18 protein-coding genes are annotated in these 22468 nt (G+C 70.9%); 7 read left to right on the top strand and 11 right to left on the bottom strand.

Annotated elements, in window-relative coordinates:
- Positions 1-13: 13 nt before the first annotated feature.
- From ABD346_RS03550 to proP, 5 genes are all read left to right on the top strand, one after another.
- Positions 14-430 carry an SsgA family sporulation/cell division regulator gene (locus tag ABD346_RS03550; protein ID WP_344371391.1) on the top strand — a complete coding sequence of 139 codons (417 nt, stop codon included), beginning with the start codon at positions 14-16 and terminating at the stop codon, positions 428-430.
- Between the two features lie 89 nt (positions 431-519).
- Positions 520-870: a PRC-barrel domain containing protein gene (locus ABD346_RS03545; RefSeq protein WP_344371390.1), complete on the top strand. Its 351-nt coding sequence runs from the start codon at positions 520-522 to the stop codon at positions 868-870.
- A gap of 25 nt (positions 871-895) precedes the next feature.
- Positions 896-2026, top strand: coding sequence for a PP2C family protein-serine/threonine phosphatase (locus tag ABD346_RS03540; protein ID WP_344371389.1), 1131 nt, complete (start codon positions 896-898; stop codon positions 2024-2026).
- Between the two features lie 168 nt (positions 2027-2194).
- Entirely contained in the window at positions 2195-2746 is a 552-nt protein-coding gene (locus ABD346_RS03535) for a DUF4142 domain-containing protein (protein ID WP_344371387.1), read from the top strand.
- A 181-nt stretch (positions 2747-2927) separates the two neighbouring features.
- A complete protein-coding gene (gene proP / locus ABD346_RS03530) occupies positions 2928-4493 on the top strand; it encodes a glycine betaine/L-proline transporter ProP (protein WP_344371386.1) in 1566 nt (521 codons plus the stop codon).
- Positions 4494-4518: 25 nt separating this feature from the next.
- On the opposite strand, the gene ABD346_RS03525 is transcribed toward proP, so the two are convergent.
- Positions 4519-9261, bottom strand: a complete 4743-nt coding sequence (locus tag ABD346_RS03525) for a hypothetical protein (RefSeq protein ID WP_344371384.1) — start codon at positions 9259-9261, stop codon at positions 4519-4521.
- A 123-nt stretch (positions 9262-9384) separates the two neighbouring features.
- On the opposite strand from ABD346_RS03525, the gene ABD346_RS03520 reads away from it, so the two are divergent.
- The gene (locus tag ABD346_RS03520) at positions 9385-10575 is read left to right on the top strand and encodes an MFS transporter (protein WP_344371382.1); all 1191 of its coding nucleotides are present in this window, start codon (positions 9385-9387) and stop codon (positions 10573-10575) included.
- Positions 10576-10597: 22 nt separating this feature from the next.
- Here the strand turns inward: ABD346_RS03520 and ABD346_RS03515 are convergent, their stop codons facing one another.
- The 7 genes from ABD346_RS03515 to ABD346_RS03485 form a co-directional block, all read right to left on the bottom strand.
- Positions 10598-11866 (bottom strand): MFS transporter, encoded by a 1269-nt coding sequence (locus tag ABD346_RS03515; protein WP_344371380.1) that lies wholly within the window; start codon positions 11864-11866, stop codon positions 10598-10600.
- Between the two features lie 245 nt (positions 11867-12111).
- Positions 12112-12336, bottom strand: a complete 225-nt coding sequence (infA, locus tag ABD346_RS03510; protein ID WP_344371378.1) for a translation initiation factor IF-1 — start codon at positions 12334-12336, stop codon at positions 12112-12114.
- A complete protein-coding gene (locus tag ABD346_RS03505; RefSeq protein ID WP_344371376.1) occupies positions 12333-13127 on the bottom strand; it encodes a GNAT family N-acetyltransferase in 795 nt (264 codons plus the stop codon). Before ABD346_RS03505 ends, infA begins: the two co-directional genes overlap by 4 nt.
- Positions 13128-13259: 132 nt before the next feature.
- On the bottom strand, positions 13260-14696 hold the full coding sequence (locus ABD346_RS03500) for a GH1 family beta-glucosidase (RefSeq protein ID WP_344371375.1): 1437 nt from the start codon (positions 14694-14696) through the stop codon (positions 13260-13262).
- A gap of 29 nt (positions 14697-14725) precedes the next feature.
- A complete protein-coding gene (locus ABD346_RS03495; RefSeq protein WP_344371373.1) occupies positions 14726-15598 on the bottom strand; it encodes a carbohydrate ABC transporter permease in 873 nt (290 codons plus the stop codon).
- Entirely contained in the window at positions 15591-16583 is a 993-nt protein-coding gene (locus ABD346_RS03490; protein ID WP_344371371.1) for a carbohydrate ABC transporter permease, read from the bottom strand. Before ABD346_RS03490 ends, ABD346_RS03495 begins: the two co-directional genes overlap by 8 nt.
- 14 nt (positions 16584-16597) lie before the next feature.
- Positions 16598-17914, bottom strand: a complete 1317-nt coding sequence (locus ABD346_RS03485; protein WP_344371369.1) for an ABC transporter substrate-binding protein — start codon at positions 17912-17914, stop codon at positions 16598-16600.
- A gap of 366 nt (positions 17915-18280) precedes the next feature.
- On the opposite strand from ABD346_RS03485, the gene ABD346_RS03480 reads away from it, so the two are divergent.
- Complete coding sequence (locus ABD346_RS03480) at positions 18281-19078, top strand: SDR family NAD(P)-dependent oxidoreductase (RefSeq protein ID WP_344371367.1); 798 nt, start codon at positions 18281-18283, stop codon at positions 19076-19078.
- Positions 19079-19116: 38 nt separating this feature from the next.
- Here the strand turns inward: ABD346_RS03480 and ABD346_RS03475 are convergent, their stop codons facing one another.
- The 3 genes from ABD346_RS03475 to aceB all read right to left on the bottom strand — a co-directional run bounded on the left by ABD346_RS03475 (position 19117) and on the right by aceB (position 22366).
- Positions 19117-19692, bottom strand: coding sequence for a hypothetical protein (locus ABD346_RS03475; RefSeq protein ID WP_344371366.1), 576 nt, complete (start codon positions 19690-19692; stop codon positions 19117-19119).
- A gap of 215 nt (positions 19693-19907) precedes the next feature.
- Positions 19908-20777: a 3-hydroxybutyryl-CoA dehydrogenase gene (locus ABD346_RS03470; RefSeq protein ID WP_344371365.1), complete on the bottom strand. Its 870-nt coding sequence runs from the start codon at positions 20775-20777 to the stop codon at positions 19908-19910.
- Positions 20774-22366 (bottom strand): malate synthase A, encoded by a 1593-nt coding sequence (aceB, locus tag ABD346_RS03465; protein ID WP_344371363.1) that lies wholly within the window; start codon positions 22364-22366, stop codon positions 20774-20776. Before aceB ends, ABD346_RS03470 begins: the two co-directional genes overlap by 4 nt.
- Positions 22367-22468 lie beyond the last annotated feature (102 nt).

Genomic DNA, 22468 nt, shown 5'->3' with positions numbered 1-22468 from the left:
CTGGAGGCGATCCATGAGTTCCCTGTACGAGACCGTGTTCATGAATCTGGAGGCCGACGGGGCGCGCTTCCCGGTGGTCACGCGGTTGCTGTACGAGTCCGACGACCCCTTCGCGATCCGCGTTCTGTTCGAGTTGCAGGAGGACGTGGCCGTCACCTGGACGTTCGAGCGGGACCTCCTGGCCCGAGGGCTCGGGCAGGAGGTCGGCGACGGAGACATACGGATCGCCCCGCACGTCGTCGCGGGGCGGCACGAGACACGCATCGAACTGGCGGGCTGCGGCCTCGACGGGGAATGGAGCCGCGTCGTGTTCTCCCTGTGGGAACCGGCACTGCGGGTCTTCCTGGCCAGGACGTACGAGGCCGTCCCGCCGGGGGAGGAGGAGGTCGACCTGGACACCTTCCTCGCCGAGGTGCTGACCGCGGGCTGACCCCGCGGCCCACCGGACATGGCGCAACAGGTGCGGGCCACGTGATCGGGGCTCGCCGCGATACGGAACGGAAAGGGGACATCCCCGTGATGAACAAGGACCTCTGGGGCTACCAGGACACCAGCGGCCATCTCGCCGGCGTGGACCTGCGCGGCTGGAAGGTCGAGGCCGCCGACGGGAACATCGGCAAGGTCGACCACCACTCCGACGAGGTCGGCTCCTCGCACCTCGTGGTGGACACCGGGCCATGGATCTTCGGCAAGCGCGTCCTGCTGCCGGCCGGCACCGTCACCCGGCTCGACCCGGACGACAAGAAGATCCATGTCGCCCTCACCCGGGACCAGGTCAAGGACTCGCCGGAGTTCGAACCAGCCACCCATCTCGACGATCCCACCTACCGCGACATGATCGGCCGCTACTACGGCGGCCCGCTGTCCTGAACTCCCTTGCTTCACACGCCAGTTGGTGGCTCGCCGGAACGAGGCATTCGGCCTGGGCGAAGTCGTCATCTGTCTGACGGACCTCCAGCAGCGCCGCCTCGTCGCCCTCACCGAGGGGCTCGCGACCCTGGACATCGACGCGTCCGTCGCCGGCTGGTGCTACCGGACGGTCTCCCTGCGCATCGAGGACGCGGACACCGGCGTCCTGTGCCTGTGGCTGCCCGTCGTCGACGGAGCCGAGCGCCTCGGTGTGCTCGGCGTGCGGACCCGCTCCGTCGATGCCGTACGACTGCGGCGCTGCCGGATGCTGACGGGGATCGTGGCCATGGCCATCACCTCCAAACGCGCCTACAGCGACAGCTTCGCCCGCCGGGCCCGGGTCGAACGCATGCAACTGCCCGTCGAGATGCTCCGCGCCTTCCTGCCGCCGCGCACCATCGGCAACGCCCACGTCGTGTCCACCGCCGTGCTCGAGCCGGCGTACGAGATCGGCGGCGACGCCTTCGACCACTCGCTCACCCAGTCCACCCTGCACGCCGCGATCCTCGACGCGATGGGCCACGACCTCGCCTCGGGCCTGACGACGTCGGTCGCGCTTGCGGGCTGTCGCAATGCCCGGCGGGCTGGTGCGGGGCTGCTCGACCTCGTCGGGACCATCGACCAGGCCCTCGCCCAGTGGCTGCCCGACAAGTTCTGCACCGGCATCCTCACCCAACTAGACCTGGCCTCGGGGGTGTTCCGCTGGTGCAACTGCGGGCATCCGCCGCCGGTGCTGATCCGGGACGGACGCGTCGTGGATGGGGCTCTCGAACGCACCGCCCAGCCGCCCATAGGTCTCCCGGCCAGATTCAGCGACGACCCCAGAGCCGTCCACGAGATGCCCCTTGAGCCGGGCGACCGCGTCCTGCTCCACACCGACGGCGTCACCGAGGCGCGTACCGCGGGCGGAGGCGAGTTCGGCATGGACCGCTTCACGGACTCCATCATCCTGGCCACCGCCGCGGGCGAACTGGCCGCCGAGTCACTGCGCCGCCGCCTCATCCACTCCATCCTCGACAGCGAGGACAGCGACCTGCGCGACGACGCCACCATGCTCCTCGTCGAATGGTGGCCCCCCGCCGTGAAACCCGCACAGCCCGCCGCACACATGGGCTGAGCACGCCCACCGTGACCAGGCCCTGGTGACGGGGAGTGATCTGGACGGGCGGGCGTCGGGAAGCGGTCCTACGATGTATCGGGTTGAGCCATATGCCCGGACGGTCGCTCGGGTGCGATCCGGATGCCGAAGTGGCCCTCACCCGGTCCACGGACACGTGGAGGTCTCATGCGTTTCGCCCACACCTGCGCGACGGCGGCGGCCGCCGTCGCGCTCACCCTCACGGGAACCACGGCCGCCATCGGCGCGGCCAGTCCCGCGGCGTCCTCCGACGCGGTGTTCCTGCAGACGATCCACCAGGCCAACCTGGCGGAGATCGCCGCGGGCAAGGACGCCGAAACACACGCGAACAGCGCCTGTGTGAAACGGGTCGCGGCCATCATCGTGCGCGACCACACCGCGCTGGACGCCAAGGGAGCGGCCCTGGCCAAGGCCAAGGGCATCGCCATGGCGAAGGAGCCCACCGCCGCCCAGAAGAAGCAGCTGGACGACCTGAAGCCGAAGGACGGCACCACGGCGTACGACGCCGCCTGGCTGAAGATGCAGAGCGACGGTCACCAGCAGGCGCTCGTGCTGATCGACAAGGAGCTGAGCTCCGGCAAGGACAGCCAGATCCAGGCGGCCGCCAAGGCGGCGCGGCCCATCGTGGCCGGGCACCTGAAGATGGTGGAAGGCGGCGTGTGCCGCATGCCCATGGAAAGCGCATCGCCGCAGCGGTGACCCCGCCGACGGCGCCTGTGCCCCCTCGCCCTTGGTGGCGAGGGGGCACCAGCTGCAGCATCCTCCGGCCGACACCACCGACGACATCGCGCAGGTGCCCATGAAACCAGCCAGGCGGGGGCCCACACCCCCGGCCCATCGAGGTCGCGGATTCGGCTCGGGAAGCCCGCAGACCGAACGCATGGTGCGGACGCTGCTGCGCCGCCGAAAGAAGAGCCTGAGCCCGGACGACGTCAAGGTCGCGGACAAACCCGCCGTGCGCCGCGCCGTGTCCGCGGCTGCGCTCGGCAACACCATGGAGTGGTTCGACTTCGGCGTCTACGCCTATGTCGCCGCCACGCTCGGCAAGGTCTTCTTCCCGTCGAGCTCGCCGGGCGCCCAGGTCATCTCGACGTTCGCGACGTTCGCGGCGGCCTTCCTCGTCCGGCCGCTCGGCGGGCTCGTGTTCGGGCCGCTCGGCGACCGCGTGGGGCGCCAGAAGGTCCTCGCCGTCACCATGATCATGATGGCGATCAGCACCTTCGCGGTGGGATTCCTGCCGGGATACAAGTCGATCGGTCTCGCCGCCCCGATCCTGCTCCTGCTGTGCCGGCTCGTTCAGGGCTTCTCCACCGGAGGTGAGTACGCCGGGGCCACCACCTACATCGCCGAGTACTCGCCCGACCGGATGCGCGGCTTCCTCGGCAGCTGGCTCGACTTCGGCACCTTCGTCGGATACTCCCTAGGCTCCGGCATGGTCACCGTCCTGACCGGCGTCCTGAGCGAGGACCAGATGGTCGACTGGGGGTGGCGGATCCCGTTCTACGTCGCCGGACCGCTCGGGCTCATCGGCCTCTACATGCGGCTCAGACTCGACGAGACACCCGCGTTCCAGGAGGCCGAGGAGCGGGGGCGTGAGGCGGTGGCACGGAGCGGGGCCACGCCCGAGGAGGAAGAGCGCCTGGAACAGGCCCGCATGTCCGGCAAGGGCCGCCTCAAGGAGGTCATCACCCAGCACTGGCAGGCCATGCTCGTGTGCATCGGACTCGTCCTGCTCTACAACGTCACCAACTACATGGTGACGTCCTACCTGCCGACCTATATGAGCACCACCCTCGGCGAACCCGACCTCACCGCCCAGCTCCTCGTCCTCGGCACGATGGTGCTCGTCGTCCTCACCATCACCGCCGTCGGCCGTTCCTCGGACCGCTACGGCCGACGGCCGCTGTTCCTGTGGGGCGGGGCCGCGATGGTCGTGTTCTCGGTGCCCGTCTTCCAGCTCATCCGCCAGGGCGGCATCATCCTCCCGGCCATCGGCTGCGCCATCCTCGGCCTGTTCCTGGTGTGCTTCGCGGGGACGAGTGCCGCGACGCTGCCCGCCCTCTTCCCGACCCATCTGCGCTACGGCGGACTGTCGCTCGCCTTCAACTTCTCCGTGTCGCTGTTCGGCGGCACCACCCCGCTGGTGGCCTCCGCCCTGGTCGATACGACCGGCAACGAACTCGTACCCGCCTACTACCTCATGGCCGCGGGCGCGATCGGTGTCGTCTCGGCCCTGTTCCTGCGCGAGACCGCGGGCAAGCCGCTGCGCGGATCGTCGGCCATGGTCGAGTCCGAGGAGGAGGCACGCGAGATGGTGGCCCGCAGCCGCACCCACGCGGGCCGCCGCGCCCGCGACATATGGCTCCAGCTGCGTCGGGGCCACCTGCCGCACCCGCACCTGCCGCACCGCTCCGACAAGAGCGGCCGGCCGGGCCGGCACGACTGACGCGACCCACCTCCGCGCCGGGACGTCAGGACTCCTCCTGCCTCCCCTCGGCCGGCCGCTCCCAGGCATCCGCGAACATCTCGTGCAGCGGTGCGGTCGGCAGGATCCGGCCGAACGGGGAATGGATCTCACTGCCCCACAGCGGGCGCACGGCGTGCGCCGCCAGTTTCACGGTCTCCAACGGCAGGTGCGGCGCCTTGAGTTCGGTCCATTCCCCGGGCAGGAACAGTGTCCGGCCGGACCGGGCCCGCTTGCCCTCCACGACCACGCCCGCGCCGAGCAGCTCCGTACGGACCTCCGTGTGTCGCTTGGCCGACCAGCCGTTCCACCGCCGCACGTTCCGGTCGGTGGGCGCGGCCAGGGTCGCCAACTGGAGGTACAGCGCCGCCGCGTCGGCTCCGACCCCGAGCTCCCGCGCCACTCGGGCGACCAGGTCGGGGCAGGACTGCCGCGGATCCGCCTCGTACGCACCCACCGGCACCGCTCCCGACCGGGACCGCAGCATCATGCGCTCCAGGCCGCCGCCGGCCAACAGCGGGGCCGCCCGGCGGAGTTCCTCGCCCAGATCGGCTGTCTCGGTGACCCGCCGCCACACCTCGGGGTCGGCGACCGCGGCAGGCCTGAGGAAGGAGGCACCACCGGGGGCACAGACCACCAGGGGCCCGGAGTCGTACGCGGTCACCGGGACCGGACCCTCCTCCTTGCGGGCGTCCATCGCCACCGGCAGCCGCCCGGGCCCGAACCGCTCGGCGATCCGCGCCGAGGTGTCCTCGACCCGGCCGCCCGGCAGCGCCATCAGCAGGTCGGGACGATCGAGCTCGGCCCGCAGCCGCGCGTACAGGGCCGCCGCGCCGGCCACCGCCGGGTCGCCCACGGGCCGGTCCGTCCACGCCCACACCAGCGCGCTCGCCATCTGCCGGAACGCGAGCCCCACCGGGGTGCGGTAGGGCAGTTCGGGTCCGGCCGGCGGCACGGCGCGGACCTCAACTCCTATGCCGTACCGGGTCGCCGCCAGCTCCCAGCCGGCCGCCTCCACGGTCGTGTCCTCGGCGGCTTCGTACCCGGCCGCGAGTCGCCGGGCCCACACTTCGGAGAGGCCGAGGCTCGCCTCCAGGGTGTCGGCCGCCTCGTCGTGGACGGCCGGCACCGCCCCGACCAGCTCCCGCCACACCCCGGCCATCCGTTCCGCTGCCTCCTCCACCCCGCCCGGCTGCCACAGCTCGGCCGGGTCCTCGGGCAGGGCGGCCGCGAGCACGGCCCGGCGGCCGGCCGCCCCGAGCCGCGTTCGCAGGTGCTCGTACGACTCGGCTGTCATCGGGGTCGCCCTGTAGGGAGCCTTGCGTGCCAGGCTCCGGTCCTCGTCCCGGTCGGGCCGGCCGACGAGCCCGGCCATCACGAGCCGCGCCACGGCCCGCCTCACGCCCGTGAGTTCGGCGAAGCGCGTTGCCGCCGACTCCGGCACGGGGACCGGCCCGTGGGCGCCGACCGCCGCCACCAGAGCCCGCATGCGGGCGGCGTCGTCCCGCTCCACCTCGACGAGGCGCGCCTGCGGGATTGCCGCCGGAACCGGGTCGGCGTCCCGGTCCTGCGCGGCGGGCGCCACGAACCAGCGCTGCGAGCCTCCGGCCCGTACCGCTGCGGAGGCCACGGCGATCCCCGCCGCCCGCAATCCGGCCAGGTCCCCGGCATCGGATGTGCGGCCCACCCACCACCGGCTGCCCATACGGGCGAAGGGCTGGTCGGCCCAGGTGTCCAGGAGCGCGAGAAGCGCGGCCCGTTCGGCGTCCGGGGCCGGTGTCACCGCGGCTCGCCATGCCGCGGCGTCGATCGCGCCGAGCAGCTGGGACCAGTCGCACGGCGGCGCCGGTGGCGAGAGCCGCCGCACCTCCTCCCCGATCGTCCGGGCCAGGCAGGCGCCGTCGGCGGCCAGCGCGCTCAGCGTCGCGGGCAGGGCGACGTCCGGCTCCCGCCGCCACGGATCGCGCTCTCCCTCCGAGATCAGCCCGAACAGCGCGGGCATGAGCTCGGTGTCGGGCGCGGAACCGCGCGGCAGCACGGGCGGCGCCTCGGCGAGCAGGACCACACGCTGGTGCAGAGCCCGCCGCCGCTGCTCAACCCGCGCGGCCCGCGAGGCCACCGCCACCACGGCCTCGGCCAGCACCGGATCGGTGAGGTCCGGCAACTCCCGGGCAACGGCGGCACGCAGAGCCCCGGCATCCTCAAGGGCCGCCGTCAGCAAGGCGTCCGCCGCCTTCCGGTCCACGTTCCGCAGCGCCCGGGATCCGGCCGCGTCCCGTGTCCGCAACAGGTACCAGAACGCCGGTGGCAGGGCCACGCCTCCCGACACCGTGACCCGCCGGGCCGGTGCCACATGGGGATTGCGGGGCGAGGAGTGCCCGTCCAGCTCCCAGAGCAGGGTCCCGTCGGCGGCATACGCACGTACTCCCGTCCGGGTCTCCGCCTCGGCGAGGATCACGTCCTCCACCGCTCCTTCCGGCGGAGCCCACAGACCCCAGGGCTCCTGTCCCGGATGGTCGATGTCGAACCGGGCCGTGCGCCCGTCCACGCTCTCCACCCGGAAATGGTCGGGCGCGTGGTCGCGGTGCCGGGTGCGGAACAGCACCCGCGTTCCGACGAGGCCGTCCCGGCAGCCGAGTGGTGAACCCGTCAACTCTGCTGGCAGCGGCGCCAGTTGGAGGGCTTCCGTGGCGAGGGCCATGCCCGTCTCGGACTGGTCGGTGCTCGCGGCGCGACCCGGGAAGTCGGGCAGCGCCTCCGCGCCCCGCCGCTCCCCGGTGACCGGATCCACGACTTCCCAGGGCTGCCTTCCGAAGACGGCGTTGGTCCAGATCCGGGACCCGTCACCCAGCTGCAGCTCGTCCCGGTCGATGCCCTCCGTGCCACCCGGGCGCAGCACCCGCACACCGCCGTGCCGCCCGCCACCGTCGGCGGTCTCGAACTGGAACCCGTACGCCCCGTCCAGGCTGCCGCCGAACGGTACGAGACCGCCCACCTCGTCCGGGGTGAACGGCTCGTCGGGACGGTCGGCCCAGACGGCGGTGTCGCAGTAGTAGGGGCTCGGCTTGAGCGTCCAGCTCGCCAGGAAGGAGCCGCCCACGTAGTGGACGGCGAACATGGTCGCCTCCGCGGGGACCGTGAACCGGCAGGATGCCCGCACCCCGTCCGGAGCGACGGCGACCGCCCGATCGTGGCCGAACACCGTCAGGAACGGCCACGTGGACGTCACCCCGGCGACTCCGGGCAGCACACCCTGGGCTTCCTCCGGCCGGGCGTCCACCGCGAACTGCTCGTACGCCGACTCCAGTGCGGGCCAGGCCAGTTCCTCGGGCAGGCCGGCCGCCAGTGAGCGCCGCAGCGCGCCCGCGGCGCCCCCTTCGGCCAGGGCCTCGGCGATCCCGTCGAGCGCAGCCACCGTCGGCCGGTCGAGCAGGATCTCCAGCTCGGCGACGGACTCCTCGGCCCCCGCCATGCCGCCGCCCGCGACCGTGTCGACGAGCTTGCCGACCCGGGTGGCCACCTCCTGGGCGATGCCCTCGTTCCCCGGGAGCAGCGTCACCGCCGAACCGGGCCGCCGCCGCGCCATCGACCAGTTCGGCAGCAGGTCCGCGTGTACGGTCCCTTCGAGCCGGGGGCCGAACACCGGATCGGCCGCCAGCGCCGCGAGGTCGCGCCGGGACCGCTCGCCCCAGAAGCGCATCCCGATCTCCGGACCCGGATCGACGACCGCGACCTCCGCGGCCAGCAGGGCATCCAGCACGTCCGCGTCGAAGCCCTGGTAATGGTGCCGGGTGGTGTGCACCGTCACCGGGGTGCCCGCCGCCCGCAGCCAGCGCCCCAACCGGCCCACCAGGTCCAAAAATCCGGGCGGCAGCGGCTGCCGCCCGACCCCGCCGCCGGGCTGCGCCGCGTACTGGTACATGCGGACGAAGGTGCCGACCCAGTGGGGCAGCCCGCCCTCCGGCACCACTCGTCCGGCCTCCATGGCCTCCGTGGCGCCGCAGCCGATGAGCATCCGCAGCCAGTCCCCGCCGTCGGTGGCCCCGTCGGGAAACATCTCCACAAGGCCCGCCGCGACCGCGTCCGTTGGCTGATGCACCGTCAGAACCGGGCCTGCGGCGGCCAGCAGGGCATCCGGCACCGACTTCTCCCGGGTGACCGACAGGATCGCGCCCACCAGCCGCGCCACTTCCTCGTCTCCGTGCCCGGCCGCCTTGGCGGAGGCCCGGACCCGGCGCACCAGATCCGCCGGGAGGTCCGCCTTCGACCCCGCCCACGCGGTCAGGAACGCGTCCAGAGCCGCATGCGCCGCTGCCGGCTCCAGTGTCTGGGCGAGGAAGCGCTGATGAGTTCCGAACTCCTTGACCGGCATGGCCCCGCCCTTGGCGAACAGCAGGGCGTTGGCCCTGCGGTACTCGGCATCGACCGGCAGCCCGTGCTCCACCTCGGCCGCCCGCGCCGCCGCATAGGCCCGCCCGCCCGGCCGGCTTCCGTACCCGATCAACCGATGGCCCACCGTGTCCCAGAACCACGGCAGATGCGCCGGAGGCAGCCGCCGTGCCCGGGCCGCCATCACGTCGACGAACCGACCGGGCTTGGCCCAGGACCGGTTGAGCTCGGAGCCCATGTCCCCGACCAGGTCACGCGCGGCCCCGGCCGCACCCGGATCGTGGGCGGCGACCCAGTCGGCGTACGTCGTCGAGACATGCGTACCGGCGGTGGGCAAGAGGGCGGCAAGCGAGGCGATCATGCTTCGGATGGTCGCACGCGCCACTGACAACGCCGGAGCCGAGGCGTCGGCCGGTCACTTCGTACCGGCGCGCCAGTCCAGCCGGGCCGGGGCGGAGCGGCCCGCGGAGTTACCGTCGGTGGCATGGCCGATGATCTCCCAGGATGGCGTCAGTGTCTGCTCGGCGGGGCGGTGTTCGTCGTGTGCATGGTCGGCACCACGCTGCCGACCCCTCTCTACGGCCTCTACCAGGACAAGTTCGGATTCTCCGAGCTGACGGTCACGGTCGTCTACGCGGTCTATGCCTTCGGCGTCATCGGTGTACTGCTCCTCGCGGGCAATGTGTCGGACGCGGTGGGCCGGCGTCCCGTACTGCTGTGGGGCCTGGGGTTCGCGGCTGCGAGCGCGGTCTGTTACCTGTGCGCGAACGGGTTGGGCTGGCTGTACGCGGGCCGCCTCCTGTCAGGGCTGTCCGCCGGTCTGTTCACCGGCGCCGCCACGGCGTACGTGATGGACCTGGCGCCGCGCGGCGGCGCTCCTCGAGCCACCTTCGTGGCGACGGCCGCCAACATGGGCGGCCTGGGCTGCGGCCCGCTGCTCGCCGGAGTGCTCGCGCAGTACGCCCCATGGCCGCTGTACCTGCCCTTCGCCGTCCACCTGGCACTGGTGGCCGGCTCGGCCGCCGTCCTGCTGAGCCTTCCGGAGACCGTACGGGAGCCACAGCCGCTGAGCAGCGCGCGCACGCAGCGGCCGGGTCTGCCCGCCGAGGTGCGGCCGGTGTTCGTGCCCGCGGCGATCGCGTCGTTCGTGGGCTTCGCGTTGTTCGGGGTGTTCACATCGGTCGCCCCCGCCTTCTTGGCGCAGTCCCTGAACGTCCACAATCACGCCGAGACCGGGCTGATCGTCGCGCTGGCCTTCTTCGCCTCGACCGCCGGGCAGTTGGCCGTCGGCCGGGTCGGACTGGGACGCTCACTGCCCCTGGGCTGCGTCGGCCTGCTGGCCGGTCTCGCGCTGCTCGCGGGCGCGCTGCGCTGGGACCTGCTGCCCCTGATGGTGCTGAGCGCACTGGTCGGCGGCTGCGGGCAGGGGCTGGCGTTCCGCGGCGCCCTGTCCGCGGTGGCCGAGGCATCTCCCGCGGACCGCCGCGCGGCGGTGATCTCCACCCTGTTCGTGGTGGCGTACGCGGGCATCTCGGTGCCGGTCATCGGGGTGGGCGTACTGGTGAATCCGCTCGGCCTGGAAGGGGCGGGCCTGGTGTTCATCGGCTGCATGGCGGTCCTGGCCACGATCGCGGCCCTCTACCTGCTGCGGCGGCCGGTACGCGTCAGGGCGTGAGGCCTTCGGCGTACGCCGGCCCTCACATCGCGACGGCTCGCTCCGGATCGCCGTCCCCGGCCGGTGCTCGCCCGTCTCCCCGCCTGCGTGTCCACACGCTCAGGACGAGGGCGACCAGAGTGACAGCCGAGCAGACCCGGCCGACCGCCGAGAATCCGTGCGCCGTGAACAACGGGCCGAGCAGGGCCGACCCCAGGGCCACGGCAAGGTTGGTGGCGAGGCTGTAGAAGGCGAGGACCGTTCCCCGATGGGACGGCGAACTCTCGCTCAGCAGCGTGCTGAGCAGAGTGACGACCAGGCTCTGCATCGCCCCCCACAGGAACAGGCAGAGCACCAGAAGCGCCGTCCAGCGGACGACGAACGGGATGAGTGCCAGAGCGGGAACCAGCCCCGCGAGGAGCGCGACGAGCACCCGCTCCTTGCCTCGCCCGTCGGCCCACCTGCCCGTGACGAAACTCGTCGAGAAGCCCAGGCCGTACAGCAGGACCATGACGCCGGTCATCGGACTTCCGCTGCCGAACCGGAACTGCAGAGCGCTGCCGAGGTAGGTGTACGTCCCGTAGAAGCCGAACATGTTCAAGAACGTGGCCAGCACATACACGGGCACCCTGGGGGCCAGGAGGGCCCGGCCTGCCGAACGCAGCCACCCTTGCGCGGCCGCCGGAGCCCCTCCCGAGGGCCCGGGACTGCTCTCCTCGGCGGCCCGCAGCAGCCCGCAGGCCACGAGGACGCCCAGGACCGAGAGCAGGCCGAACGTCCAGCGCCAGCCGGCCCATTGACCGAGGAAGGACCCCATCGGTACGCCCACGACGAGCGAGACCGACCAGCTCGACACGACGATGCCCATGGCCTTCGCGCGGTGCCGGTACGGAATCTGATCGCCCACGAACGCGTAGGCGGTCGGCACGAAGGCCCCCGCCGCGAGCCCGGCGAGGACCCTGCCCGCGAAGAACAGCCCGGGCCCGGCGGCGAACGCACACAGAACGGTGCCAAGGACGAACGCCGCCATCCCGATCGCCAGACTCAGCCGGCGCGATCTCCTGTCTCCGAGCGGGGCGAAGAGCAGAGCACCGACCGCCGTACCGATGCCGTAGACGCTCACCGACAGCGCCATCACGGCCACCGTCGTGTCGAACGACTCGGCCATGTTCACGAGCAGCGGGGAGACGACCAGCTCCTCCGAGCCGACCGCGAAGATCCCGGCCATCAGCGCGAGAACCGTCAACAGGGGGAATCCGGCCCCGAGTTCTTCGCTGCGCGACCCGTCGGACAGTTCTTGCGCTATCTCCACGCCCCGCCCTCAAACAGCTCCGTCATTCGCCCAGGATTCGTCTGCTCTTCAAATCCGGACGTCACTATAGGCGTCTTGATCTTGAGGCGGTCAAGGCAACGGACCGCCGAAAAGTCTCATGGCGCCCACTTTGCGAAAACCGGAAACCGGACGTTAACGGTCGGGCCATCCGTCTGGGGCCCCGGTCACGAAAACGCCGTGGCCGGGGCCCCAGGATCAGCTACCGCGGAAGGCGCCTACTGCCGCTAGTTCCGGTACCGGAACACGATCCGGCCGCGCGACAGGTCGTACGGAGGGAGCTCCACCAGCACCCGGTCCTCCAGGTAGATCTTGATGTAGTGCTTGCGGATCTTTCCGCTGATGTGCGCCAGTACCTGATGGCCGTTGTCGAGCTCCACGGTGAACATGGCGCTGCGCAGGCACTCGACGACCTTGCCCTGGACTTCGATGACGTCCTTGTTCCTGGTCATCGAACCAGCTCCAGGTTGCTGCTCGTCCGCCGGGCGCCGATGCCCTCGAACAGCGTCGAGGCCGCTCGGTTGGACTCGTGGACCTCGGCCCAGGCCGACAGGAAACCGGAGCGGTGCAGCGTCCCCAGCGCGTGGGCGAGGAGCGCCCGGGCGATGCCTCGGCGCTGCTCGCCGGCCCGGACCGCGACAAGCCCGATGCGCGGCCGCTTCACCGTCACCACCCGGATCAGACCCAGGTAGCCGTCCCGCGTCGCGGCCACCGCGTACTTCGACGGATCGACGATGGTGTCGCCCTCGGGGCGGGGCATCACCTCCGCGGGCATCGACTGCCACCATCCGGCGGTCGCCTCGACTTCGGCACGGATCGCGCGGTCCACCGCCCGCAGCAGACTTTCGTCCGCCTGGCCGGCGGGCACGATCGTCACGCCCGAAGGCGGCAGGACTTCATCCAGCCCTGTGACCCTCGGGTCGGTCGGCACGTCGTACTCCCACTCGCGGCGCCGGACCGTGAAACCGGCCCGCAGCCAGCCGGCCGTCATCTCGGTGTCGGCTTCGTCGACCAGCGTGTACAGCGGCCCCGGCAGTTCCGCCGGTATCACCTGGGCGAGCCGGTCGAAGGCGGCGTCGTGCCAGGCATCGATGCTGACGAACAGGCGTCCGTCGGGCCGGTGCCCGGCATATCCGCTGCCGACCACCAGGTCGCCGTCCAGCGCATGCCATTGCCGGTCCGCGACGCGTGTGACCGTCACCGCGTTCCCGCTCGGGCCAGATGTGAAAGGCTTTGTATTCATCGGAGTCTCCCTCCAGGAGTGCCTCTGTCTCAGGCGCTCCTGGCGACACCGAACGTCAGCCGCCGGACCGTGACGGATTGGGGGAGCACCCATGGGTAACTGTGTTCACGGGTCTCACCTCCTACGACGACTTCACGATCCACCAGGAAAGTAGCAGCGGGGCATCGCCTCGCTCAAACCTTTTTCCGTGGAGGGGTCCGTGCCCTGGCCGCATGGGCCGCCGGGCTCGCGGTGGGCGCGCACGATGTCCGCGTACCGATGGCCGCTGGACTTGAGGGTGCGGGCCTGGGTGGCGTAGTCGACGTGGACGAGGCCGAAGCGCTTGTCATAGCCGTACGCCCACTCGAAGTTGTCCAGGAGGGACCAGGCGAAGTAGCCGGCCAGCGGGGCACCCTTGCGGGCCGCCGATGCGCAGGCGGCAAGGTGGCCCTCCAGGTAGTCGGTGCGCCCGGGATCGTCGACGCCGCCGTCGGGGCGGACCACGTCCGGGAAGGACGAGCCGTTCTCCGTGACGTAGATCTTCCGGGCGCCGTAGTCCTCGGTCAGGCGGAGCAGCAACGACTCGATGCCGTCCGCTTCGATCTCCCAGTCCATTCCGGTGCGCGGCACGTCCTCGCGGCGGATGGAACGGCCGTACGGCACTGGTCCATCGGGGTCGTCCACGACGTACGCCGGGAAGTAGTAGTTGAGGCCGAGCCAGTCCAGCGGGGCGGCGATGGTCGTCAAGTCGCCTGCACGCTCCGGCAGTTCGATGCCGTACACCTCGCGCATGTCGGCGGGGAAGCCGCGGCCGTGGACGGGGTCCAGCCACCAGCGGTTGATGTGGCCGTCGACGCGGCGGGCCGCGGCCAGGTCCTCGGGGCTGTCGCCGGCCGCGTGCACGGGGGAGAGGTTGTTGACGATGCCGACCTCGGCGCCCGGGGCCGCGGCGCGGATGGCCTGGGTGGCCAGGCCGTGGCCGAGGAGCAGGTGGTAGGAGGCGCGGACCGCCGCGGTGAGGTCGGTGAGGCCGGGGGCCATCCTGCCCTCCAGATGGCCGATCCAGGCCGAGCACAGCGGCTCGTTGAGGGTGGCCCAGTGCGGTACCCGGTCGCCCAGGCGCTCGGCGACGACCGCGGCGTACGCGGCGAAGTGCTCGGCGGTCTCCCGCTGGGGCCAGCCGCCCCTGTCCTGGAGGGTCTGCGGGAGGTCCCAGTGGTAGAGGGTGACGCAGGGGGTGATCCCCGCCGTCAGCAATCCGTCGATCAGGCGGTCGTAGAAGTCGAGGCCCTTGGCGTTGACCGGGCCGTCGCCGCCGGGCATGACGCGTGGCCATGCGACCGACAACCGGTAGGCGTTGACGCCGAGTTGCTGCATCAGGGACACATCCTGCGGCCAGCGGTGATAGTGGTCGCAGGCGATGTCCCCGTGATCGTCGTTGTCGATCCTTCCGGGGGTGTGGGAGAAGGTGTCCCAGATGGACGGCGAGCGGCCGTCCTCGGCGACGGCTCCCTCGATCTGGTACGCCGAGGTGGCCGTCCCCCACAGGAAGTCGTCGGGGAACGCGGCGAGGTCGATCGGTTCTGACACGTAAGTCCCTTTCGGAAACCGGGAGTTGGTCACTTGACGGCGCCTGCCGTCAGACCGGCGACGAGGTAGCGCTGGAGCAGCAGGAAGCCGGCGACCACGGGGACGCTGACGACGAGCGAGGCAGCCATGATCTGGTTCCAGTACACGTCGTTGAGCGTGGAATAGCCCTGGAGGCCCACGGCGAGGGTGCGGGTGGTGTCGTTGGTCATCACCGACGCGAAGAGGACTTCGCCCCAGGCGGTCATGAACGCGTAGACGGCGACCGCCACGATGCCGGGCACCGCGGCCGGCACCACGACCCGGAACAGCGCGCCGAGCGGTCCGCAGCCGTCCACGAGCGCCGCCTCGTCCAGGTCGCGCGGCACCGAGTCGAAGTAGCCGATCAGCATCCAGATGGAGAACGGCAGGGAGAAGGTGAGGTACGTCAGGATCAGCCCGCCGCGGGAGCCGAACAGGGCGATGCCGGTGGCATTCCCGATGTTGACGTAGATCAGGAACAGCGGGAGCAGGAAGAGGATGCCCGGGAACATCTGCGTGGACAGCACGGTGACCGTGAAGACGCGCTTGCCGCGGAAGGAGTACCGGCTGACCGCGTACGCGGCGAAGACCGCGACCGCCACCGAGCACACCGTCGCGGCGCCCGCCACGACCAGCGAATTCATGAAGTAGCGCGCGAGCGGCACGGTGGACCAGATGTCGATGTACGGGCGGATCGTCAGCCCGCTGGGCAGCCAGCGGAACGTCCCGGACACGTCCTGGAGCGGCTTGAGCGAGCTGGACACCATGACGTACACGGGCAGCAGCACGAAACCGGTGAGCAGGGTGAGGAAGATCCGCCGTGACCAGCGGAAGGAGCGTGGCGGCGCCATCGGCGACGGCGGCGGCTTGGCGGTGTCAGACATCGGCCGTCTTCCTTCCTCGGGTGGTCAGCAGCAGATAGCCGCCCGTCACGACCAGCAGGAAGAGCAGCAGCAGGACGGACATGGCGGAGCCGGTGCCGAAGTTCCAGGTGACGAACGACGACTGGTAGATGTGGATCGAGATGAGGTCGGCGGCCTCCGGGGCGGACTTGCCGAACAGGACGTACGGCGTGTTGAAGTCGTTGAACGTCCACAGGAAGAGCACCAGGACGAGCACCTGGTTGACCGGGCGCAGCGAGGGCAGGGTGATGCGGCGGATCTGCTGCCACCTGCCCGCGCCGTCGAGCGCCGCGGCCTCGTACAGCTCCGTCGGGATGTTCTGGAGCCCGGCCATGACGATCAGGAAGGCGAAGGGCCAGCCCTTCCACACCGACACGGCCAGCAGGGCGTAGAAGCTGTTGTCGCCGATGAGCCAGAAGGAGGGCTTGCCGGTGAGGTGCAGCTGGTCGTGCAGAACTTGGTTCACCAGGCCGTTGTCGTGCTGGAACATGAACGCCCAGGTGATGACGGCCGCGTAGACGGGCAGCGCGTACGGCACCAGGAAGACGGCCCGCAGCAGGCCCCGGCCGCGGAAGGTGTCCTGGAGGTAGACCGCGGCCGTGGTGCCGATCAGCCAGCACAGGCCGACCGAGAGCAGCGTGAAGACGACGGTGACGAAGAAGGAGTGCAGCAGGGCCGCGCCGACGGCACCGTGGACGTCCACCGACAGGCGGTAGTTGTCGGTGCCGGACCAGGGGGCGCTGCCCCAGTCGCGGATGGAGAACTGGGTGAGTTCCCTGAAGCTCATCGCGATGCCGATGACCATCGGCACCAGATGGACGAGGAGTTCGAGGAGCAGGGCGGGCAGCAGGAGCAGGTACGGCAGTCCGATGCGCCTGATCCGCCCGCTGCGGTGGGGGCGGCGCGCCGGGCCGGGCGGGCGCTCGGCCATCGATCCGGTGTCTGCGGGAGAGGCTGTGGTCGTCATGGGGGCGACCGTCCTCATGTCGCGGGCATCTGCTGCTCGGCCTTGCGGAGCCTGGCCTTCACCGACTCGGTGGTCACCGCACGGCCGGCCGCGGCGTCGGCGAACAGCTCCTTCACGGCTGTGCCGACGGCCGTCTCGAACTGCGACTCGTCCGGCACCTGCGGCAGCGCCCGCGCGCTGATGGCCAGGGTCTGCCGGAGCACCGCCGTGCCCGGGGAGTTGAACGCCGGATCGGCCTGGGCGGCCTTGACCGCGGGGATGGAGCCGTAGGCGGTGTTGAGGATCCTCTGCTCCTCGTCACTGGTCATGAACTTCACGAAGGCGGCCGCGCCGTCGAGGTTGTGGGTGTTCTTGAAGACGGCCATGTTGATGCCGGCCACCATCGAGTTCACCTGGGCGCCGGCCCCGGGCGTCCCGGACTGGACCGGCGCGGGCGCCACGCCCCACTCCGAGTCCTTCATGCCGAGGGACGTGAAGGTGGCGGAAGCCGTCTGCCACAGCACCATCGCCGTCTTCCCCCGGGCGAAGTCGCTCAGTGACTGGTTCTGCGCGTACTCGGCGTTGCTCTCGCTGACGATCTTGTCCTTGGCCATCAGGTCGACGTACTGCTTGACCGCCGCGACCGCCCCGTCACTGGTGAAATCGGGCTTGCCGTCCGTGGTGAAGAAGTCGGCGCCGTGCTGCTGGGCGAGGACGAAGACCTGGTGGATGTTGTTCGACAGGTTCGCCCCCTCGGCGCCCAGGCCGTTCTTGCCCTTCGCCTCGATCTTCTGCCCATCGGCGACCAGCTCGTCCCAGGTGGCCGGGGGCTTCGCTATGCCTGCCTCGGCGAAGAGCCGCTTGTTGTAGTAGAGCGCGTACGACATCGAGTAGAGCGGCACCGCGGCCGGGTCCTTGCCCTGGGCTCCGGTCGAGCCGAGCGCCGATTCGACGAACCGGTCCTTCCCGCCGATCTTGGCGAAGTGCGCCGCGTCCCATGGAAGGAGCGCGTCGGTCGCCTGCAGCGAGGCGCTCCAGGTGTTGCCGATGTTCAGCACGTCCGGGCCCTGCCCCGAGGTGGTCGCGGTGAGGATCCGGTTGAGCAGATCGGACCAGGGCACGACCTCCAGCTTCACCTTGATGCCGGTCCGCTGCTCGAACTTGTCGAGCTCGGGCTTGAGGACCTTCTGGTCGACCGAGATGCTCGCGCCCTGGTTGGAGGCCCAGTAAGTGAGCGTCTTGGGCGAGTCGTTGGACCCGCCGCCGGTCGCCGAACCTCCTCCGCAGGCCGTGGCCGCGAGGGCGAGAGACAGGGTGGCGGCGCCCGTGGCCGCGGTTCGGATCTTGCGCATGGCCCCTGGTGTCCCTTTCCGGGAGTCGAAAACCGTGAGGTCGCCTTCGGAGACGCCAACAGCGCGCTCGACTCCTGAAGGTGCACATTGCTTAATTTAAGACGTGAGTTAAGCGGTGCCGGAAGTGAGACGTCAAGAGGTGGAGCAGGGTGTCCGGGACGGGGACTTCGCCGGGCGGCAGGGTGCGCAGCGGTGGAATGGGGCGTGACCTGCGCGGGGGAGCCGGGTCGGTGTTGTGCAACGGTTGTATTTCGACAGGGCGTTGAGGTTGTTGCACAACTCGCGTGGCTTATAAGGGTGTTGCGCAGAGGGCTTGGGTGTTGCTGGTCCTTGGTCGGGATCGGCGGACGGGTGCAGGGTGGTGGCATGGACAACACACCGGACACATCCACCTCCCCCGTCGGCCAGGGCCTGCTGGCCGGCAAGGTCGCCTTCATCACCGGTGCGGGCCGCGGCATCGGCGCCGCCGCGGCGCGGCTCTTCGCCAGGGAGGGTGCCCGGGTGCTGCTCGCGGCCCGGACGGAAGCGCAGCTCAAGGCGGTCACTGAGGAGGTCCGCGCGGCGGGCGGTGTCGCGGACTACGTACGGTGCGATCTCGCCGACGCTGCCAGTGTGCGCGCGGCCGTCGACCGGGCCATGGACCTTTACGGGCGGCTGGACGTGGCCTTCAACAACGGGGCGACGATCACGCCGCCCGGCCCGATGGACCAGGTGCGCGAAGCCGACTTCGACCACATCTACGCCGTGAACCTCAGGGGCCCGTGGCTCGCCATGACCGCCGAGGTCGCCGCCATCCGGGCCACCGCCGGGACGGGTGCCATCGTCAACAACTCCAGCGTGGGCAGCCTGATCGGCAACCCCGAACTGCCCACCTACGGTGCCATGAAGCGGGCGCTCAACAGCCTCACCGAGTCGGCGGCCATTACGTACGGACCCGAAGGAATCCGGGTCAACGCGATCGCCCCCGGTCCCACGCTGACCGACATGATCCAGGCCTGGGAGGACGACTCACCCGGCGTCATCGAGCGCCTCACGGCTCGCTCCTCGCTGCGCCGCGTGGCCGACCCCGAGGAAATCGCCGAGGCCGCGGCGTGGCTTCTGAGCGACCGGGCGTCGTACGTCACCGGCACGGTCCTGCCGGTCGACGGGGGTGCGCGGGCCTGACCAGGTCGGAGCGGGGCGGACCCGGTGCCTCGGCGCGGTCAGGGCGCGGCCGCGCGCCGGTCACAAGGTGCCGCTCGCCAAACGGCCCGGCAGGAGCCGGTGGGGAGCAGGCCCATCACGGTCGTGCCGACATCGGAGTTCCCGACCCAGCCGTCGTGGTTTCCGTCGCTCACCACCTGACAGCCTGTCAATTTCTCCACGAGTTCGGCCACGTGGCGGCCGTCGCTGAAGATCTCCAGAACCTTCGCCCCCGTATCCGCGGGGCAGTTGACAGGACCGATGGGCACTTCGCCGAGCTTGTTGAGTGAGGTGCGGAGCCGATCGAGGACTGCCTTGTCGGTGACGAGGGCCTGTCCTGTCGTCGCGGCTGGGCCGTGGGCGTAGCCGCACAACAGCAGGCGGTTCGCGACGAGCGGTTCGAGGCTGCCGCCACCGTTGATCATGACGTCCGGGGGTGCCGCGGGGCAGTGGGCGGTGCGGACGGCCTCCAGGGCGGCGTGAAGGGCTGCCCGGTCGCGCGCCTCGGCGGCGGGATCCGTGGCGCACCCCACGGCAGCGACGCCCAGCGTCACGGCGGATGCGATCCACGCCGTCGTACGGTTTCCGACACTCACCTCTGGCACCCCCGAGAGCCGACATGGGTGGGACGTGGCGCGGCCGCGGTCCGTTCCCTCTGACGGGGTGTCAAAAATGCCAGTGGTTGCGACGGGAGAGGCCCCCCCTTGCGTCGGCGAGCGCGTGAAGGGGCGTGGAGCGGGCCTCCCAACCCGTTCCACGCCCCTCCCCACAGCGGCCGCCGGCCCTCTTCCCGGAGGCGAACCCGGGCCCCTCAGCCCCGGTCGTAGGTGTGGAACCCGCGCCCGCTCTTGCGGCCGAGCAGCCCCGCCTCGACCATGCGCTGAAGCAGCGGCGGCGGGGCGTACAGGGGTTCCTTGAACTCCTCGTAGAGGGATTCCGCGATGGCGGCGACGGTGTCCAGACCGATCAGGTCGGCCAGCTTGAGCGGCCCCATCGGGTGGGCGCAGCCCAGCTCCATGCCCGCGTCCACGTCCGCGGGGGTGGCGAAACCGGACTCCGTCATCCGGATCGCGGACAGGAGATACGGGACGAGGAGCGCGTTGACGACGAAGCCGGCGCGGTCCTGGGAGCGGACGACCGTCTTGCCCAGGGTGCGCGTGGCGAAGTCCTCCACGGCTGCCACGGTCTGCTGCGTCGTGTGCAGCGAGGAGACGATCTCGACCAGCGGCAGCACGGGCGCGGGGTTGAAGAAGTGCAGCCCGAGGACGCGGTCGGCACGCCGGGTGGCCATGCCCAGGCGCATGACGGGGATCGAGGACGTGTTCGTGGCGAGGATGGCCTCACCGTCCTCGACAATCTTGTCCAGGCGGCCGAAGATCTCCGTCTTGGCCTCGGTGTTCTCGACGACGGCCTCGATGACGAGCCGGCGGTCGGCCAGGTCGTCGAGGCTGCCGGTGAAGACCATGCGGGCCAGCGCGTCCTCGGCGGAGATGCGGTCCAACTTGCCGCGCTGGACGGCCCGTTCGAGCGATACGGCGATCCGCTCACGGGCGGCGCGGGCGGCGATCGAGTCGGCCTCGCACACCACCGTGTCCAGACCGGCCCGGGCGCACACTTCTGCGATTCCGGCGCCCATCCGGCCTCCGCCCACCACTCCGACCCGGCTGATGGCTGTGGTCATGACTGTCCTTCCGAGCGGTGCACGAGGTGGCGGGTGTAGGCGTCGGGAGTGAAGAAGTCCGGCAACTCCTTGGCCAGGGCCGTGCGTTCGAAGAGGCCGCGGATGTCGTCGACGGCTGCCCAGGGGTACTCGGCGCCCAGCGCGGCGAGTTCGTCCTCGAGGAGTTCCAGTACCGTCGAACGATCGACCGCCCGGTGCCGCAGCCACTGCCAGATCTGCACTCGGGCGATCTCGGCCGTGGCGGCGTCCTCCATCAGCCCATACAGCGCGACGGCCCCTTGCCCGCGCAGCCAGGCGTCGAAGTAGCGCAGAGCGACCGCGATGTTGGTACGGATACCCTCCGGCGTGGGCGGCGCGCTGGTACGGCGCACGGACACGAGCTGTGCCGCCGTCACCTCGACGTCGTTGCGGGTGCGTTCGAGCTGGTGCGGGCGGGTGCCGAGCACTCCGTCGAAGACCTCGCGGCAGACCGGGACGAGAGCGGGGTGGGCGACCCAGGAGCCGTCGAAGCCGTCCTCGGCCTCCCGTTCCTTGTCGAGCCGCACCTTGGCCAGGGCCGCTTGATGCGCGTCCGCGTCCTTGCTCGGGACCTGGGCGGCCATGCCGCCGATGGCGTGGGCGCCCCGCTTGTGGCAGGTACGCACCAGGAGTTCGGTGTACGCCCGCATGAAGGGGGCGGTCATGGTGACCTTGGCCCGGTCGGGCAGCAGGAAGTCGGTGCGGTGGCCGAAGGTCTTGATGAGGCTGAAGAGATAGTCCCAGCGGCCCGCGTTGAGCCCCGCGCTGTGCTCGCGCAGCTCGTAGAGGATCTCCTCCATGGCGACGGCCGCCGTGATGGTCTCGATCAGGACGGTGGCCCGGACCGTGCCGCGGGGAATGCCGAGCAGGTCCTGCGCGAAGACGAAGATGTCGTTCCACAGCCGCGCCTCGTCGCGGCTCTCCAGCTTCGGCAGATAGAAGTACGGGCCGTGTCCGGCGTCGATCTGCCGCTGGGCGCAGTGGAAGAAGTACAGGCCGAAGTCGACGAGCGAGGCGGGTGCGGGGCGGCCGCCGAACTGCAGGTGTTCTTCGGTGAGGTGCCAGCCCCGGGGGCGTACGGCGATGGTGGCGGGTCGCTCGCCCAACCGGTACCGCTTGCCCTCCGGCGTCGTGAAGTCGATCCGGCGCTCGATCGCGTCGAGGAGGTTGAGCTGGCCGTCGACGACGTTGTGCCAGGTGGGTGAGGTGGCGTCCTCGAAGTCCGCCATCCACACCTGAGCCCCGGAGTTGAGGGCGTTGACCGTCATGGCGCGCTCGGGCGGGCCGGTGATCTCCACCCGGCGGTCGGTCAGTCCGGGCGCCGGGGGCGCCACCTGCCAGGACTCGTCCGAGCGGATGCCGGCGGTGGCGACGGAGAAGTCGAACGGGGAACCGGAGGCCAGTCGGGAGGCCACCCGCTTGCGCTCCCGCAGGATGTGCAGACGGCGCTCGCCGAACTCGTCGGCGAGGCGGCCGACGAACTCCAGAGCCTCGGGGGTGAGGATCTCGTCGTGCCGGTGTCCCGGTGCGCCGAGGACCTGGGCACGGCTGGTCGGGGCGGAGATGGACATGCGGGTCTCCTCTGGGGGCGCGGGGATTCGGCTGCCGGTGGGTCGGTGGCCGGTCACGCTGCTCCCCGCGCCCCTCGGGGCGCGGGACCGCAACGGACCTCG

Origin of the sequence: Streptomyces mauvecolor, from assembly GCF_039532965.1 — a bacterium.
Classification (GTDB): domain Bacteria; phylum Actinomycetota; class Actinomycetes; order Streptomycetales; family Streptomycetaceae; genus Streptomyces; species Streptomyces violascens.
This window is presented reverse-complemented; position numbering and strand designations above follow the sequence as displayed.

Excerpts from the sequence above, each read along its gene's own strand:
- ABD346_RS03485 (WP_344371369.1), bottom strand. The coding sequence starts at position 17,914 with ATGCGCAAGATCCGAACCGCGGCCACGGGCGCCGCCACCCTGTCTCTC.
- ABD346_RS03545 (WP_344371390.1), top strand. The coding sequence starts at position 520 with ATGAACAAGGACCTCTGGGGCTACCAGGACACCAGCGGCCATCTCGCC.
- ABD346_RS03525 (WP_344371384.1), bottom strand. The coding sequence starts at position 9,261 with ATGATCGCCTCGCTTGCCGCCCTCTTGCCCACCGCCGGTACGCATGTC.
- ABD346_RS03480 (WP_344371367.1), top strand. The coding sequence starts at position 18,281 with ATGGACAACACACCGGACACATCCACCTCCCCCGTCGGCCAGGGCCTG.
- ABD346_RS03550 (WP_344371391.1), top strand. The coding sequence starts at position 14 with ATGAGTTCCCTGTACGAGACCGTGTTCATGAATCTGGAGGCCGACGGG.
- ABD346_RS03535 (WP_344371387.1), top strand. The coding sequence starts at position 2,195 with ATGCGTTTCGCCCACACCTGCGCGACGGCGGCGGCCGCCGTCGCGCTC.
- ABD346_RS03470 (WP_344371365.1), bottom strand. The coding sequence starts at position 20,777 with ATGACCACAGCCATCAGCCGGGTCGGAGTGGTGGGCGGAGGCCGGATG.
- ABD346_RS03490 (WP_344371371.1), bottom strand. The coding sequence starts at position 16,583 with ATGACGACCACAGCCTCTCCCGCAGACACCGGATCGATGGCCGAGCGC.
- ABD346_RS03520 (WP_344371382.1), top strand. The coding sequence starts at position 9,385 with ATGGCCGATGATCTCCCAGGATGGCGTCAGTGTCTGCTCGGCGGGGCG.
- proP (WP_344371386.1), top strand. The coding sequence starts at position 2,928 with ATGGTGCGGACGCTGCTGCGCCGCCGAAAGAAGAGCCTGAGCCCGGAC.
- aceB (WP_344371363.1), bottom strand. The coding sequence starts at position 22,366 with ATGTCCATCTCCGCCCCGACCAGCCGTGCCCAGGTCCTCGGCGCACCG.
- ABD346_RS03505 (WP_344371376.1), bottom strand. The coding sequence starts at position 13,127 with ATGAATACAAAGCCTTTCACATCTGGCCCGAGCGGGAACGCGGTGACG.
- infA (WP_344371378.1), bottom strand. The coding sequence starts at position 12,336 with ATGACCAGGAACAAGGACGTCATCGAAGTCCAGGGCAAGGTCGTCGAG.
- ABD346_RS03495 (WP_344371373.1), bottom strand. The coding sequence starts at position 15,598 with ATGTCTGACACCGCCAAGCCGCCGCCGTCGCCGATGGCGCCGCCACGC.